Annotated in this window: 14 protein-coding genes; 7 read left to right on the forward strand and 7 right to left on the reverse strand. The window is 46.8% G+C overall.

Annotated elements, in window-relative coordinates; all coding sequences use genetic code 11:
- Nucleotides 1-24 precede the first annotated feature (24 nt).
- From coaE to nadC, 6 genes are all read right to left on the reverse strand, one after another.
- Entirely contained in the window at nucleotides 25-633 is a 609-nt protein-coding gene (coaE, locus tag VOR_RS0109785; RefSeq protein WP_010319528.1) for a dephospho-CoA kinase, read from the reverse strand.
- Nucleotides 624-1,505 (reverse strand): prepilin peptidase, encoded by an 882-nt coding sequence (locus VOR_RS0109790; RefSeq protein WP_010319529.1) that lies wholly within the window; start codon nucleotides 1,503-1,505, stop codon nucleotides 624-626. Before VOR_RS0109790 ends, coaE begins: the two co-directional genes overlap by 10 nt.
- 37 nt (nucleotides 1,506-1,542) lie before the next feature.
- On the reverse strand, nucleotides 1,543-2,769 hold the full coding sequence (locus VOR_RS0109795) for a type II secretion system F family protein (RefSeq protein ID WP_010319530.1): 1,227 nt from the start codon (nucleotides 2,767-2,769) through the stop codon (nucleotides 1,543-1,545).
- Between the two features lie 42 nt (nucleotides 2,770-2,811).
- A complete protein-coding gene (pilB, locus tag VOR_RS0109800) occupies nucleotides 2,812-4,500 on the reverse strand; it encodes a type IV-A pilus assembly ATPase PilB (protein WP_010319531.1) in 1,689 nt (562 codons plus the stop codon).
- A gap of 9 nt (nucleotides 4,501-4,509) precedes the next feature.
- Nucleotides 4,510-4,935, reverse strand: coding sequence for a pilin (locus tag VOR_RS0109805; protein ID WP_010319532.1), 426 nt, complete (start codon nucleotides 4,933-4,935; stop codon nucleotides 4,510-4,512).
- A gap of 259 nt (nucleotides 4,936-5,194) precedes the next feature.
- Nucleotides 5,195-6,082: a carboxylating nicotinate-nucleotide diphosphorylase gene (nadC, locus tag VOR_RS0109810; protein ID WP_010319533.1), complete on the reverse strand. Its 888-nt coding sequence runs from the start codon at nucleotides 6,080-6,082 to the stop codon at nucleotides 5,195-5,197.
- Nucleotides 6,083-6,206: 124 nt separating this feature from the next.
- Here nadC and ampD point away from each other — a divergent pair, with 124 nt between their 5' ends.
- Entirely contained in the window at nucleotides 6,207-6,758 is a 552-nt protein-coding gene (ampD, locus tag VOR_RS0109815) for a 1,6-anhydro-N-acetylmuramyl-L-alanine amidase AmpD (protein ID WP_010319534.1), read from the forward strand.
- A gap of 21 nt (nucleotides 6,759-6,779) precedes the next feature.
- On the opposite strand, the gene fldB is transcribed toward ampD, so the two are convergent.
- Nucleotides 6,780-7,298 carry a flavodoxin FldB gene (fldB, locus tag VOR_RS0109820; RefSeq protein ID WP_010319535.1) on the reverse strand — a complete coding sequence of 173 codons (519 nt, stop codon included), beginning with the start codon at nucleotides 7,296-7,298 and terminating at the stop codon, nucleotides 6,780-6,782.
- A 152-nt stretch (nucleotides 7,299-7,450) separates the two neighbouring features.
- Here fldB and xerD point away from each other — a divergent pair, with 152 nt between their 5' ends.
- The 6 genes from xerD to aceF all read left to right on the forward strand — a co-directional run bounded on the left by xerD (nucleotide 7,451) and on the right by aceF (nucleotide 16,614).
- Entirely contained in the window at nucleotides 7,451-8,359 is a 909-nt protein-coding gene (xerD, locus tag VOR_RS0109825; protein ID WP_010319536.1) for a site-specific tyrosine recombinase XerD, read from the forward strand.
- 13 nt (nucleotides 8,360-8,372) lie between these two features.
- Nucleotides 8,373-9,146, forward strand: coding sequence for a thioredoxin fold domain-containing protein (locus VOR_RS0109830; protein WP_010319537.1), 774 nt, complete (start codon nucleotides 8,373-8,375; stop codon nucleotides 9,144-9,146).
- Between the two features lie 41 nt (nucleotides 9,147-9,187).
- A complete protein-coding gene (recJ, locus tag VOR_RS0109835) occupies nucleotides 9,188-10,927 on the forward strand; it encodes a single-stranded-DNA-specific exonuclease RecJ (RefSeq protein ID WP_010319538.1) in 1,740 nt (579 codons plus the stop codon).
- A 303-nt stretch (nucleotides 10,928-11,230) separates the two neighbouring features.
- Nucleotides 11,231-11,998 (forward strand): pyruvate dehydrogenase complex transcriptional repressor PdhR, encoded by a 768-nt coding sequence (gene pdhR, locus VOR_RS0109840; RefSeq protein ID WP_010319539.1) that lies wholly within the window; start codon nucleotides 11,231-11,233, stop codon nucleotides 11,996-11,998.
- Between the two features lie 53 nt (nucleotides 11,999-12,051).
- Nucleotides 12,052-14,727, forward strand: a complete 2,676-nt coding sequence (aceE, locus tag VOR_RS0109845) for a pyruvate dehydrogenase (acetyl-transferring), homodimeric type (RefSeq protein WP_010319540.1) — start codon at nucleotides 12,052-12,054, stop codon at nucleotides 14,725-14,727.
- A gap of 18 nt (nucleotides 14,728-14,745) precedes the next feature.
- Complete coding sequence (aceF, locus tag VOR_RS0109850) at nucleotides 14,746-16,614, forward strand: pyruvate dehydrogenase complex dihydrolipoyllysine-residue acetyltransferase (RefSeq protein ID WP_010319541.1); 1,869 nt, start codon at nucleotides 14,746-14,748, stop codon at nucleotides 16,612-16,614.
- Nucleotides 16,615-16,791 lie beyond the last annotated feature (177 nt).

Here is a 16,791-nt window from a genome sequence, read left to right on the forward strand (position 1 = left end):
CCTTAGGTCCGGTCTGGGTTATTCTTACAGACTTAGGCTGCATATGGCTAGATACTTTTTGTGTAATTCTGTGATTTGAGGCAAAAGTTTTTGGTTTTCTGCGCTATTTTTAATCACATCGTCAGCGTATTGCAATCTTTGTTCACGGCTCGCTTGAGCGGCTAAGATCGAACCGACTTGTTGCTCTGATACCTTGTCTCTTGCCATAGTGCGAGCGATTTGGGTTTTTAGATCAACATCAACCACTAAGATGCGATCGACTAAGCTTTGTAGGTTATTTTCTATCAATAATGGCACAACCAATAAAGCATAAGGCGAGGTAGTTTTTGCTAAATCAGCGATCATTTTTGCACGGATAATTGGGTGAAGAAGCTGATTAAGCCAAGCCTTTTCTTGTTCATCAGCAAAGATCTTTTCTCTTAACGCGGTGCGATCCAATTGCCCGTCGGTCTTTAATATGGCAAGACCAAAGTGCGCGCAAATCGCCGTTAATCCTTCACTACCTGGTTCGACGACTTCTCGAGCGATGATGTCAGCATCCACGACATCAATCGAGAAATGCTGCTGAAATAAATGAGCAACAGTGCTTTTTCCGCTGGCAATCCCGCCGGTTAAACCCACCACTAACCCCATGACGATAACCCTATAATTGAACCTAAATACCAACTCATAATATCGTTACCCCACAACAAGGTTAGCCAGCCAGCAATGGCGAGATAGGGGCCAAAAGGAAAGGCTTTGTCGATCCCTTTTTTTTGCAAGCGCAATTGAATTAGGCCAAAGACAATGCCAACCACAGATGACATGAGAATGATGATGGGCAGATATTGCCAGCCCAACCAAGCGCCGAGAGCAGCCAGCAGTTTGAAATCGCCATAGCCCATTCCTTCTTTACCCGTGACGAGTTTAAACAGCCAATAGACCGACCATAAGCTCAGATAGCCAGCAATGGCGCCGATCACCGCATCTTGCAAACTGACTGGGCTAATGTGCATCAGTGATAAGCTGAGGCCCGCCCACAGTAGTGGCAGTGTCAGCTTGTCGGGTAACAACATGGTATCGAAATCGATAAACGTCGCCGCGATGAGCACAAAAGTGAAAAACAATAGCGCTAGTGAAAAATAACTAAAACCGAAGTGGCTAGCCACGACAAAGCTCATACTGGCGGTGAGCAGTTCAATCAAAGGATAGCGTGCACTGATCGTGCCTTGGCAACGGGAACATTTCCCTTTTAAAAAGAGCCAACTGAGTAGCGGAATATTGTCAATAATACGGATTGGCGTATCACAGTGTGGGCAGCTAGAACGGGGGACACTGAGCGTGAGTTGCCCTTCCGGTGGCGCAATGTGATATTCGGGAAAGCAGTCAGCGCACTCTTGTCGCCATTCTCTCTCCATGATTTTGGGTAGACGATAAATGACCACATTGAGAAAACTCCCCACGATTAAGCCAAACAACGCTGCAAACAGTGGAAAGAGCCAAGGGTAATAAATAAAAACTTCCATGCACAGACTCGATAAGTAAAAGATTAGCGTGCTAATACTATCCTAATACACTCATTAAGTTAAAGATGGGCAAGTACATTGCCACCACCAAACCACCGACCACCGTACCCAAAAAGACAATGATCAATGGTTCGAGAATTTTGCCTAAGTTATCGACGGTATTATCGACTTCAAATTCGTAAATGGTGGCGACTTTATTGAGCATGTCATCCAATCGGCCTGATTCTTCACCAATCATCACCATTTGCAGCACCATTTCAGGAAAGGCTTCTGTATTACGCATCGCAATATACATTGGCATACCGGTTGCCGTATCACGATAGACCTCATTAATCGCCGTCTCAAAATGGACATTGCCAGCGGTTTTGGCGGTGGTTTTTAAGCTGGCTAAAATCGGAATGCCTGCACTAAAACTGGTGGCGAGTGTGCGACTGAATTTGGCAATAGAGGCTTTGCCTATCACCCCGCCAAGAATGGGAAACTTTAATCCTAATCGGCTGGTTTTTAAGCGTATTAAAAAAGATTTTTGCCGTACTGCTTTCACGGCAATTGTGGAGAGGATTATGGTAATGAGTACCCACAAACTGTAACTTTGCACCCAATGAGAGAGTTTCAATACTTGCAGTGTAAACCAAGGTAATTCGGCGCCGAATCCTTTGAACATGCTTTCAAACTCAGGGATCACCATAGTAAGCATTAAGTAAGAAACACCTAACGCGACCAACACCACCATGGTTGGGTAGATGAGCGCTTTAATGACTTTAGCGCGCAGTTGTTCACTTTTTTCTCGATAAGTCGCTAGCCGCTCAAACACTTCAGCCAAGTTACCTGACTGTTCGCCTGTGTGAATGAGATCAACATACAAGGTATCGAAATGAGTGCTGGCAGTACGCATCGCTTTGGAAATTGGCGTTCCGGCTTCAACCCCTTTGGTGACTTGCGACAAAATGGATTTCATTTCGGCTTTACGATGGTTATCTCCGACCAGTTTTAAGGCTTTCACGATCGGCACGCCCGTGGTCAGCATGGTCGCTAATTGGCGTGTCAGAATGGTGATGTCTCTGGCCTTGACGCGATGAGTCAAGCGGGTGATAAAAGAGACGCCCCCTTTTTTGATTTTTTTGATCTGAATGTGCTGCTCTTTAAGTTTGTCACGCACTTCCAGTTCGGTTAAAGCGAGAGTTTGGCCAGATACTTTTTTGCCCGAACTATTGATGCCTTTCCAACGATAATTTTTGAGTTCTGATTTGATTTTTGTGTTCATACAATAGAGTCACTCAATGGCTAGCTAAGAGGGATCAAAGCGTTAGAAATAGAGCACGCGTTGCAGCTCTTTGAAGCTGGTTACGCCGTTTTTGAGCTTTTCAATGCCTGATTCTTGTAGTGTCTGCATTCCGTTGGCTTTCGCGATCTGTTCTATTTGATGAATGCTTGCTTTTTGCATAATCGCTTCGGCCAGCTGTGGGTTAAACACCATCACTTCATAAATGCCGACTCGACCTGAATAGCCCCCTGTGCATTCGTTGCAACCATGCGGGTTCGCTTCATAAATGGTTTCTGTTGATAGCAACCGAAAATGTTGCTGCAACTGCATTGAGGTCACGACGGCAATTTTGCAGTGCCGACAAAGGCGACGAGCCAAACGCTGGGCAATAATCAAACTGAGTGAAGAGGCTAAGTTAAACGCTTCAATTCCCATATTACTCAAGCGAATCACCGTTTCGGCGGCGGAGTTAGTATGCAAGGTAGAAAGGACTAAATGCCCGGTTTGTGCTGCTTTCACGGCGATTTCGGCAGTTTCTAAGTCGCGGATTTCGCCAACCATAACAATGTCGGGATCTTGCCGTAAGAAAGAACGTAATGCTTGCGCAAAGCCAAAGCCAATTTTTGGCTGCACTTGAACTTGGTTGATGCCGGATAAGTTAATTTCAACCGGATCTTCGGCGGTGGAGATGTTCACTTCATCAGTATTTAAAATGCGTAGCCCCGTATAGAGCGAGACGGTTTTTCCGCTGCCCGTCGGGCCCGTCATTAAAATCATCCCTTGTGGTTTTTTCAGCGCAGCTAAGTAGAGTTGTTTTTGCTGGTCGTTATAACCCAATTTGTCGATATCTAAGTTAGCGGCGCTGCTATCAAGTAGACGTAGCACGATTTTTTCACCCCATAAAGTAGGGAGGCTGGAAACGCGCATATCGATGGCGGTGTCTTGATTCAACCGCAGTTTAATGCGGCCATCTTGTGGTAAGCGCCGCTCGGCAATATCGAGTTTGGATAAAATTTTAAGCCGCGCGGCAAGCCGGCGACTTAAGTTGCTTGAGGGACGTTGCGTTTCCAGCAAAATACCATCACAGCGCAATCGTACTCGGTAAAGCGCTTCGTACGGTTCGAAATGGATATCGGATGCGCCTTTTCGCACCGCATCAAGCAGGATTTGGTTAATAAAACGGCTGACTGGGGCGTCATCTTGGCTGAGGTCTTCAATCGATTGAATCTCATCATCAGACAGCTTAACTAAGTTTGCCAGTTCATCTTGGCTGATCTCTTTCCCTGAAGAAGAGGATCCTTGAATTGTTCGGCCATATAAGCGCCGGATGGCTGCTTGCAGCGCTTTGTCGTCGGCTAAAACCAGTTCAACTTGTAAGCCTGTCGCGAAGCGAAAATCATCTTCCACTTGTAAATGGGTCGGGTCGGAAACCGCGATGGTCAGGGTTTGGCCATTATGGGCAATCGGCAGTGCTTGGTAACGGGTGATGAGATCACGCAAACCAAGCTGTTGGCAGAGCTGTGGGTAGTCGTAGCGGGTTAAGTCGGTGTCCGGTAGGCCAAAAAGGGTACTTAACTGCTCAGTCAGATCATCGGGATGGAAAAAATCCAAAGCGAGCAAAGCGTCTGGCACACTCGCACCAGACGCTTTGATATGTTCAATAACTGCGTGTTCTTGCGTCGGGCTCAATATCTGAGCCTGACGCAGAATCGCAGGTAGGTTGGTTAGCATTTATTAATCTTATGAGCAGCCATCAATTGCTGGCATATTACTTACACCACCAGAAGTTGCTTTACATGACCAACCTGTATTTGCATCTCGTGAGAATGTTAGGTATGCACCGTTGATTGCACTTTTTTCTCCAAATTCGAATTTTATATTGTTATTACTTGGGATGGATATGGTTCCTAAACTGTTTGAACCTGCTGATATTCCTAAGTCAGTAGGTTCAGTAGCAGCGGCCAAAATACCTTTGTCTTGATAGGTAATCTCGGCAGGGGTAATTAAGGCTTTCATTGTTGCTATTGCTGAAGCTACTTCACTTTTAGCTACATAGTTTTTATAAGCAGGAACGGCAATCGCAGAGAGTACGCCAATAATCGCTACCACAATCATCAATTCAATTAAGGTAAAACCACTTTGTTTCGTTTTCTTATTTGTGTTCATTATTTGTTTTGCTCCGTTTGAACGCATAAGGATGGGCAGAGCATAAGAAGCTTGTGGGTTGGTGGGAATGAGATAAAGAGCAGTGCGCGAGTGATCTGGATTTTTTACCTGTTTAGTTGCATATATCAATCACTGAAATACGACTGACTTAAAAATGCCGTCTTGCTTTTGATACGCAAGCGATAAAAAAAGGAAGCTCGTCAGGCTTCCTTAACTATTTGAAATTTTTGATCTTTATTTCAATGGTTGATGTGATTAATTACTGAAAGCGCATTGAGAGATCGAGTGCTTTAATGTGCTTAGTCAGCGCGCCGACTGAGATGTAATCAACACCGGTTCGCGCGTAATCGCCAATGGTTTCTAATGTGACGTTACCAGAATTTTCTAAAGCCGCGCGGCCCGCGTTAATTGCTACCGCTTCACGCATCATCTCAATACTAAAATTATCCAGCATAATGATGTCAGCACCCGCTTGAATCGCCTCTTCTAACTCTTGCAAGCTTTCGGTTTCGACTTCGACGGGTTTACCGGGGTTGAGCTGTTTAGCGGTGCCGATGGCTTGGGTAATACCGCCACAAGCAATGATATGGTTTTCTTTAATTAAATAAGCATCAAACACGCCAATACGATGGTTAAAGCCGCCGCCACACGCGACAGCATATTTCAGTGCGCTGCGCAGGCCAGGGATAGTTTTGCGTGTATCAAGTAGTCGGCATTCGGTGCCTTCTAACTGTTTGGCATATTGAGCAGTAATGCTGGCGCAACCTGACAAGGTTTGAATGAAGTTCATCGCATTGCGTTCACCAGTCAGCAGCGCGCGAGCAGGGCCTTCGAGAGTGCACAAAATTTGGTTTGGCTTAACGTGATCACCATCTTGGACATGCCAGTCAATTTTCACTTCACCACCAAGTTGTTTGAATACTTCCTCTGCCCACGCTTGGCCACAAAATACGCCATGTTCACGGGTGATGAGAGTCGCGCTATTGCGCGCATCCGCTGGAATAAGGTTTGCGGTGATATCAGCAGTCGCATCCAAGCTGCCACCGAGATCTTCTCTGAGTGCATCGCTAACGGCACGAGTAATTTCCAATGGGAGTTGCTGTTTCAGATAATCAAGGCGTTGTTGGCTGTTGTGTGTATTTTTCATCGCAAATCTAATATGGTGTTGAACAGAGTGAGAATGATACGCTGAGTTTTACTCAAATTCAGCCACTAATCTCGCATTTCCTCTGGCTAAGGTTCATTTTTGTTTGAGTGTAAGGGGTCAACTGATGATCGATAAAAAGGGTTGGTATCAAAGTGCACGTCGAGTGCCGTCGCCGTTTTATGATCAGCGAAGCGATGCGCAAGATATTTCATTGCTGGTGGTACATAATATCAGCTTGCCTCCGGGCCGGTTCGGCGGCCCATATATTGAGCAGTTTTTCACTGGCACGCTTGACCCGAATCAACACCCTTTTTTTCAAACCATCCACCAGATGCGCGTCTCGGCTCACTGCCTCATTCGGCGAGAGGGAGAAGTAGTGCAATTTGTGCCATTTAATGCCAGAGCTTGGCATGCGGGCCAGTCAAGCTTCGCTGGTCGTGCAAAATGCAATGATTATTCGATTGGGATTGAATTGGAAGGGAGTGATGAGACGGCTTATACGCCTGCGCAATATCAAGCCTTAGCGACTTTGACGTGTGCATTGCAGCGGCGTTATCCGCTCATCACCAATCAACGCATTACCGGGCATCAATACATTGCACCACTACGCAAAACTGACCCCGGTTTGGTGTTTGATTGGCGTTGCTATCGAGCCTTGTTGGCAGCAAATGACTAACAACAAATAGCGCACAACGAATTAAATCGAATCGTGATATTCCACTAAAATTTGCTCAACCCAGCATTGAATGCGTTCGTCGCTTTGCTCGTATTGCGAATCTTCATCGAGTGCGAGACCAACAAAATGGCGGCCATCTTTCGTTAGGGCTTTTGACGCTTCAAAATGGTAGCCTTGGTTGGGCCAGTAGCCAATCAATTGAGCGCCAATTTTTTTTAGCTCATCATGCAGCATCCCCATCGCATCGAGGTACCATTCGCCATAACCTTCTTGATCGCCTAAGCCGAATAATGCGACGTACTTGCCGTTTAGCGACACGCCACCGATTTGATCCCATATTGCGCTCCAATCTTCTTGGATTTCGCCAAAGTCCCAAGTTGAGATGCCCAGTATTAAAAGATCATAGTTGCTCATCAAAGAGAGTGGCGTTTCTTTCACATTGTGAATCTCCACCAAATCCTCACCGATGAGCGCACGGATCTTCTCTGCTGCCATTTCGGTATAACAAGTTGTTGAGCCGTAGAACAGACCGATCTTCATAATTTTGTGTTCGTTTTAAATCAAGAATAGTGAATTCTAACCATAAAATGACGCGCTTTGCAGCGATTATCCTGCCGATGATGTTTTTTTATGGTATTAAACCAGTGGCTCACATAACCTAAGCAACTTGATTTTCACCACAGAGGTTTGATGTGTCTGAATATATTTCTCCTGATCAAGGGGTTGTGGAGCAGTTTTTAGATGCGATGTGGATGGAGCGTGGTTTAGCTGAAAACACGCTCTCATCGTATCGCAATGATCTGACAAAATTGTTGCAATGGATGCAGCACAATAATTATCGCCTCGATTTTATTAGTGTCACTGGTTTGCAGCAGTACCAAGCGTGGCTTGCTGATCAAGACTACAAGCAAACCTCGCGGGCGCGCATGTTGTCGGCGATTCGTCGTTTATTTCAATATCTGCACCGTGAGAAACTCCGCTGCGATGATCCGAGCGCGCTCTTAATTGGTCCTAAATTGCCACAGCGTCTGCCTAAAGATTTATCTGAGCAGCAAGTGGAAGATCTATTGAATGCTCCCGATACCAATAATCCTCTAGAATTACGTGACAGAGCGATGTTGGAACTCTTGTATGCAACAGGGCTACGGGTGACCGAATTGGTTTCACTGACCATGGAAAATATCAGTTTACGTCAAGGTGTCGTGAGAGTAATTGGTAAAGGTGGCAAAGAGCGCCTTGTACCGATGGGCGAAAATGCCGTTGATTGGATTGAAACTTTTCTTGAACAAGGGCGGTCTACTCTGCTGGGCGAACAAACCTCGGATGTGGTTTTTCCTAGCCGACGAGCAAGGCAGATGACTCGCCAAACCTTTTGGCACCGAATTAAACATTATGCGGTGATTGCACAAATCGATGTGGAAAAACTCTCTCCACACGTGCTAAGGCATGCTTTTGCCACACATCTGCTCAATTACGGAGCCGATTTACGTGTAGTGCAAATGCTGCTCGGCCATAGTGACTTATCGACCACGCAAATTTATACTCATGTTGCGACTGAGCGACTTAAACAATTACATAGCGAGCACCATCCAAGGGCTTGAAAAGGTGAATTTAATGAGCGTATTACGCCAACTGACTCTTCTTACATTGCCACTTTTTGCTGTGGCGTGTAACGCCGAAACCACAGAGCAAGTGACGTCAACAGCTGTGCAAGCGGCTGCGTTTGATAAAAGCGTTTTTGAACAACGCTTTGCTAAACTCGGATTGGAAGTGCTGAATGTTCAAGCCTCTGATATCCCCGGAGTGATTGAAGTACAAACTTCCGGTGGCGTGCTGTTTTCTGCCCCTGACGCAAGCCATTTTATCGCCGGAACCTTGTATGAATTAGATAAGAATGGTGGTTATGTCGATGTGTTAGCCAAACGCCAAGCGCCGGTTAATGCGGCGAAGATCGCGCAGTTTGAATCAAGTATGATCGAATACAAAGCCGCTAACGAAAAATACGTGGTGACTGTTTTTACTGATATTACCTGTGGTTATTGCACTCGCTTGCATAGTCAAATGAAAGGGTATAACGACCTAGGGATCACCGTGCGTTACATGGCTTACCCGCGTCAAGGTGCTACGGGGCAAGTAGCCGATCAAATGGCGGCTATTTGGAATGCAGATGATAAAGCGGCTGCAATGAATGAGGCAAAAAACGATCATAAATTGCTGGAAGCAGGGCAAAACATCCAACAAGCTAAGCAATTGATTAGCAAGCACTATCAGCTCGGGCGTGAGTTAGGCATCAACGGCACGCCTGCGATTTTCCTACCGAATGGCGAAATGGTTGGCGGTTATTTACCACCAGAGCAACTGTTGCAACGCCTTCAGCAGATTCAATAACTTTAGGAGTCGGGCTTGAGTGTTCTTGAGCCCGCTGATTTATGATTGAAATAAAACAAAGACCAGCCCCCGATCTTTCGCAACTGCCTGACACGATTCCAACACTGCTTAAACGTATCTATATCAACCGTGGTATCACGAACCTTGAACAACTCGACAAGGCCGCTAAAGCACTGCATTCCTACCAACAATTAGGTGGTATAGAGCAAGCGGTACAGCTACTTTTTCACGCCATTGAGCAGCAGCAGCGCATCATAGTCGTCGGGGATTTTGATGCTGATGGCGCAACCAGTTGCGCCTTATCTGTTTTGGCGTTGCGAATGTTGGGATCGCACAATGTCGATTATCTCGTGCCTAACCGTTTTGAAGATGGTTATGGCTTAAGCCCTGAAGTGGTCGATCAAGCGATTGAGCTTGGCGCGCAGATGATCATGACGGTCGATAACGGCGTCTCCTCTATCGACGGGGTGCGTTATGCCAAGCAGCAAGGACTGACCGTCTTGGTGACTGATCACCATTTACCGGGACACGAGTTGCCAGAGGTTGATGCGATGGTCAATCCCAATTTGGCTAACTGCCCGTTTCCCTCGAAGGCATTAGCCGGCGTAGGGGTGGCTTTCTATTTGATGATGGCGCTGTGCGTGCATATGCGAAAAAACGGCTGGTTTACTCGACAAGGCATGAGTGAACCCAAGTTGATGGAGCTGATTGACTTAGTCGCACTGGGTACTGTCGCTGATGTTGTGCCGCTCGATGAAAACAACCGCATTTTAGTGCATCAAGGTTTGCAACGCATTCGCGCCGGGCATGCAAGGCCCGGTATTCAAGCGTTGATTGAAGTGGCTAAACGTGACGCGAGGCGTTTAGTTGCCTCGGATTTTGGCTTTGCGTTAGGGCCACGCATCAATGCGGCAGGGCGCTTGGATGATATGTCATTTGGCGTTGAGCTGCTAATGTGCAATGACATTCACGCTGCGCGTCGAATGGCCAGTGAGCTGGATGGCCTTAATCAAACTCGTAAAGAGATTGAAGAGGGGATGAAGCAAGAGGCACTGGCTTTTTGTGAGCGCTTACAACTGAGTGAAAATAGCGAATTGCCGCACGGTTTAGTGCTGTTTCAACGCGATTGGCACCAAGGTGTGATTGGTATTTTGGCCTCACGTATTAAAGATAAATATCATCGTCCTGTGATTGCGTTTGCCGATGGTGGCGATGGCAGTATCAAAGGGTCATGCCGCTCTGTTGCTGGGTTACACATGCGCGATGTGCTGGATCGCATTGATACACAAAACCCCGGTTTAATCGCCAAATTTGGCGGTCACGCGATGGCGGCAGGTTTAACTATTGCCGAAAAAGAGTTTGAGCGTTTTGCTGAGCTGTTTGATCAAGCCGTACGTCGCGAGTTAGATGAGGCAGCGCTCAAGGGCGTGATTTTATCCGACGGGGAGTTAACACCTGAAGAGTTCTCGATGCATACCGCAGAAACCTTGCGTTCCGGTGGCCCCTGGGGGCAGGCGTTTCCTGAGCCTCTCTTTGATGGTGAGTTCAAACTATTGCACCAAAAGCTGGTGGGGGAAAAGCATTTGAAACTGATGCTTGAACCGCTGTTCAAAGGCCACCCAACCAACATTATGATCGATGGTATCGCTTTTAATGTCGATTTAAGACGCTGGCCAGATGCGTCGGTGAAAACGGTGCGTCTTGCGTATAAGCTTGATATTAATGAGTTTCGCGGCAATCAGTCACTGCAATTGATGATTGATCACCTCGAAGCGAAGTAACGGCTTGATATTTCTCTTCTTTCGATGTGCAACACAACCTTCCCTTCCCTAGAAAGGGGAGGTCCCAACCAATGTTTCCGCATGTCTAGCCTATTCTTCCCCATCTGTAGTAATTTTGTAATTGGTCTGACCAATAATATTGCTGTTTTAATCGACTATTGTTATCAGAGTGTTTAGGCGTGGGCCGTTCTATGATTTAGGTCAACTTTTGGCTGGACAGCCACGTTTTAATTATGTTAATTTCTGCACCAACTTGAAATTGGTATTACCAATTGACTGCAAAGAGTAGAAGAATAATAAATTATGGCTTATCAAAGGATTCGTCAGCCAAAACTCTCTGATGTAATTGAACAGGAGTTAGAAAGGCTGATAGTGGAAGGAACACTCTCTCCGGGGCAACAATTGCCTCCAGAACGAGAACTGGCAAAACAGTTCGAGGTGTCTCGTCCATCCATTCGTGAAGCCATTCAACGCCTCGAAGCCAAGCGTTTATTAACCCGCCGTCAAGGTGGAGGTACGTTTGTCAGTGAGAACATTTGGCAGAGTTTTTCTGATCCTCTGCTAAATTTATTGTCTAGCCACTCTGAAACCCAGCTCGATCTATTGGAATCGCGTCACGCGATGGAAGGTATTTCAGCGTATTTCGCAGCATTGCGTGGTACTGAGGAAGATTTTGCTCGCATTCAAGCCTGTTTGGCGAGAATTGGTGAACAACAAGTAAAAAAAGAGGTCGAAGCAGAAGCGTCTGCTGTAGTCGCGTTTTTAGTCGCGCTTACAGAAGCTGCTCATAACGTGGTGCTTTTGCATATCGTCCGCAGTCTTGCCCCTTTGCTTGAGCAAAATGTTCTACAGAATTTAAAACTATTACACCGCCGCCATGAAGTGGTGGAGAAAGTAAGTAGACACCGAGCTAATATCGTGGATGCGATCGTTTCTGGTCAGCCGGAAAAGGCGCGCGAAATGTCCCATTCTCACTTAGCTTATATCGAAGAAACATTGTTGGATTTGACCAAAGAAGAGTCTCGTCGTGAGCGTTCGTTGCGCCGAATTCAGCAGGGTAATGAGTCGTAACCTACGGCGAATTACTTGTTTTATAGATCCAACCAATAGAAGGATAGATCGCCATGTCTGACATGAAGCATGACGTAGATGCACTGGAAACTCAGGAATGGCTAGCCGCCCTTGAGTCAGTTGTACGTGAAGAAGGTGTAGAACGCGCTCAGTTCTTACTTGAGCAAATTCTAGATAAAGCACGTCTAGACGGTGTTGATATGCCAACCGGTATTACCACCAACTACATCAACACCATTCCAGCTGCGCAAGAACCAGCATACCCAGGTGACACAACGCTTGAGCGTCGCATTCGCTCAATCATCCGTTGGAACGCGATTATGATCGTTCTACGTGCATCGAAAAAAGACCTCGATCTTGGCGGCCACATGGCGTCATTCCAGTCTTCTGCTTCGTTCTACGAAACATGTTTTAACCACTTCTTCCGTGCGCCGAATGAAAAAGATGGCGGTGACTTGGTTTATTATCAAGGTCACATCTCTCCAGGGATCTACGCACGTGCGTTCGTTGAAGGCCGCCTAACGGCTGAGCAACTTGACAACTTCCGCCAAGAAGTGGATGGCAAAGGTATTCCTTCCTACCCACACCCGAAATTGATGCCTGAATTCTGGCAATTCCCGACCGTATCTATGGGTCTGGGTCCAATTTCTGCAATCTATCAAGCGCGTTTCCTCAAATACCTTGATGGCCGTGGCATGAAAGACACTTCTGAACAGCGTGTATACGCGTTCCTAGGTGATGGCGAAATGGATGAGCCAGAATCACGCGGTGCGATTTCATTCGCCGCTCGTGAGAAGCTTGATAACCTATGTTTCCTTGTTAACTGTAACTTGCAACGTCTAGACGGCCCTGTCATGGGTAACGGTAAGATCATCCAAGAACTTGAAGGCCTATTTAAAGGCGCAGGTTGGAACGTTGTTAAAGTGATTTGGGGTAACAACTGGGATTCTCTACTGGCGAAAGACACCACAGGTAAGTTGCTTCAGTTGATGAACGAAACCATCGATGGTGACTACCAAACATTTAAAGCGAAAGATGGTGCTTACGTGCGTAAACACTTCTTTGGTAAATACCCAGAAACAGCGGCACTTGTTGCTGACATGACTGACGATCAAATTTTCGCGCTCAAGCGTGGTGGTCACGAGTCTTCTAAACTGTACGCCGCCTTTACTAACGCTCAAGACACGAAAGGCAAGCCAACCGTGATTCTGGCGAAGACTGTTAAAGGTTACGGCATGGGTGAAGCGGCAGAAGGTAAGAACATCGCTCACCAAGTGAAGAAAATGGACATGACTCACGTGCTGCACCTGCGTGATCGTCTTGGTCTGCAAGATCTTCTGACAGATGAAGCTGTGAAAGAGTTGCCATACCTAACATTGGCAGAAGGCTCGAAAGAGCACGAATACTTACACGCTCGCCGTAAAGCGCTAAAAGGTTACACGCCTCAACGCTTGCCTAAGTTCACTCAAGAACTTGTGATTCCAGCGGTTGAAGAGTTCAAGCCTCTGCTTGAAGAGCAAAAACGTGAAATCTCAACCACAATGGCGTTTGTCCGTGCGTTGAACATTTTGCTCAAAGATAAGAGCATTGGTAAAAATATTGTGCCAATCATTGCAGATGAAGCACGTACTTTCGGTATGGAAGGTCTGTTCCGTCAAATCGGTATCTATAACCCACACGGTCAGAACTATACTCCTCAAGACCGCGACATCGTTTCTTACTATAAAGAAGCGACTTCAGGTCAGGTGCTGCAAGAAGGGATCAATGAGCTGGGTGCTATGTCTTCATGGGTTGCTGCTGCAACTTCATACTCGACAAACGATCTGCCAATGATTCCGTTCTACATCTACTACTCTATGTTTGGTTTCCAACGTGTTGGCGACATGGCATGGATGGCAGGTGACCAACAAGCACGTGGTTTCCTATTGGGTGCTACCGCTGGTCGTACGACGCTGAACGGTGAAGGTCTACAGCACGAAGATGGTCACTCGCACATATTGGCAGCAACGGTTCCTAACTGTATTTCTTACGATCCAACATTTGCTTACGAAGTTGCAGTCATCATGCAAGACGGTATTCGCCGCATGTATGGCGATCAAGAGAACGTGTTCTACTACCTAACGCTGATGAACGAGAACTACGCAATGCCTGAAATGCCACAAGGCGCTGAAGAAGGTATTCGTAAAGGTATCTACAAATTAGAAAGCTACGCTCCACAAGGAACGACTGGCTCTAAAGGTAAAGTTCAGTTAATGAGCTCAGGTACGATCATGAACGAAGTACGCAAAGCGGCTCAAATCTTAAGTGATGAGTACGGCGTGGCTTCTGATGTTTACTCAGTAACATCATTCAACGAAGTGACTCGTGATGGCCAAGCATGTGAGCGTTACAACATGCTTCACCCTGAAGCGCAGCCGCAAGTACCTTATATCCAAACGGTAATGGGTAGCGAGCCTGCCATCGCAGCAACTGATTACATGAAGAACTACGCTGAGCAAGCGCGTGCGTTTATCCCGGCTGAATCATACAAAGTACTAGGTACTGATGGTTTTGGTCGTTCTGATAGCCGTGAAAACCTACGTCGTCACTTCGAAGTGAACGCAGGTTACGTGGTGGTTGCCGCGCTAAGCGAACTAGCGAAACGTGGTGATGTTGAGAAATCAGTTGTGGTTGAAGCGATTAAGAAATTCAACATCGATACTGAAAAAACAAACCCGCTATACGCTTAATTAAGGTAGGAAAGAATAATGGCAATCGAAATTAATGTACCGGATATTGGTGCGGATGAGGTTGAAGTTACTGAGATTCTTGTCAGCGTTGGCGACAAGGTTGAAGAAGATCAATCGCTCATTACAGTAGAAGGTGATAAGGCTTCTATGGAAGTACCGGCTTCTCAAGCGGGTATTGTAAAAGAAATCAAAGTAGTCGCGGGCGATAAAGTATCGACCGGTTCACTTATCATGATTTTTGAAGCAGAAGGCGCAGCGGTCGCAGCGCCAGCAGTGGAAGCTGCACCGGTTGTGGCTCCTGCTGCCGCGGCTGTCGCTGAGCTTAAAGAAGTTCACGTGCCAGATATCGGCGGTGACGAAGTGGAAGTCACTGAAATCATGGTTGCAGTGGGTGATTCAATCGCAGAAGAGCAATCTCTACTGACGGTTGAAGGTGACAAAGCCTCAATGGAAGTACCTGCTCCATTTGCTGGTGTACTGAAAGAGATCAAAGTGGCCGCTGGCGATAAAGTATCGACAGGCTCACTGGTGATGATCTTTGAAGTGGCGGGTTCCGCTCCGGCGGCAGCTTCTGCTCAAGTGGCAGCACCAGCCGCTTCGGCAGCAAAAGAGATCCACGTACCAGATATCGGTGGTGATGAAGTCGAAGTCACTGAAATCATGGTGGCGGTTGGCGATACTGTGAGTGAAGAGCAGTCTCTTATCACCGTTGAAGGCGATAAAGCATCAATGGAAGTTCCTGCGCCGTTTGCTGGTGTTGTGAAAGAAATTAAAGTGGCGGCTGGTGATAAGGTGTCAACAGGCTCTCTTATCATGGTGTTTGAAGTTGCCGGTGCAGCGCCCGTTGCCGTAGCGGCCCCTGCGCAAGCCGCGGCTCCAGCCGCATCAGCGCCAAAAGCGGAAGCGGTAAAATCAGCTGTGGCAGCACCTGCCGAGTTTGAAGAGAACAATGAGTACTCTCACGCATCACCGGTTGTGCGCCGTATTGCGCGTGAATTTGGTGTTAACCTAGCGAAAGTCAAAGGTTCTGGCCGTAAGAGCCGCATCCTAAAAGAAGACGTGCAAAACTACGTGAAAGAAGCGCTTAAGCGTCTTGAATCGGGTTCTGCCGCGGTAGCTTCTGGCAAAGGTGATGGCGCAGCGCTTGGCTTGCTACCTTGGCCAAAAGTGGACTTCAGCAAGTTTGGTGACACCGAAGTACAACCGCTTTCGCGCATTAAGAAGATCTCTGGTGCTAACTTGCACCGTAACTGGGTGATGATCCCACACGTTACCCAATGGGATAATGCGGATATCACCGAGCTTGAGAACTTCCGTAAAGAGCAAAATGCGATTGAAGCGAAGAACGATACGGGCATGAAGATCACCCCACTGGTGTTCATCATGAAAGCGGTAGCTAAAGCATTAGAAGCATTCCCATCGTTTAACTCTTCACTTTCTGAAGATGGCGAAAGCTTGATTCTGAAGAAGTACGTGAACGTGGGCATTGCTGTTGATACGCCAAATGGTCTTGTTGTTCCTGTCTTCAAAGATGTGAACAAAAAAGGCATTTATGAGCTATCAAGAGAGCTGGCTGAAGTATCGAAGAAAGCCCGTGCAGGTAAACTGACCGCTGCAGATATGCAAGGTGGCTGTTTCACTATCTCTAGCTTAGGTGGCATCGGCGGTACAGCGTTTACGCCTATCGTTAACGCGCCAGAAGTCGGTATCCTTGGGGTATCTAAGTCTGAGTTTAAGCCAGTGTGGAACGGTAAAGAGTTCGAACCACGCCTACAACTGCCACTATCATTGTCATACGATCACCGTGTGATTGATGGTGCGGAAGGTGCGCGTTTCATCACATTCCTAAATGGCGCGCTATCAGACATTCGTCGTCTGGTTCTGTAAGCCAAGTTTAGTGAAAGAGAGGGCGGCCGTTAAAGCCGCCCTTGTTAACACGAATAATTGAACAATTGGATTATGAAGGGTTTTTTCTTAATCGAATTGTCGTCTAGCTCACAGGCTAAATGGATTTACTTTTCACACCATTAACATCTCTGTAAACTGTTGCGGTCTGAAAATAAT

The sequence above is a fragment of the Vibrio ordalii ATCC 33509 genome (genome assembly GCA_000257205.1).
GTDB lineage: Bacteria > Pseudomonadota > Gammaproteobacteria > Enterobacterales > Vibrionaceae > Vibrio > Vibrio ordalii.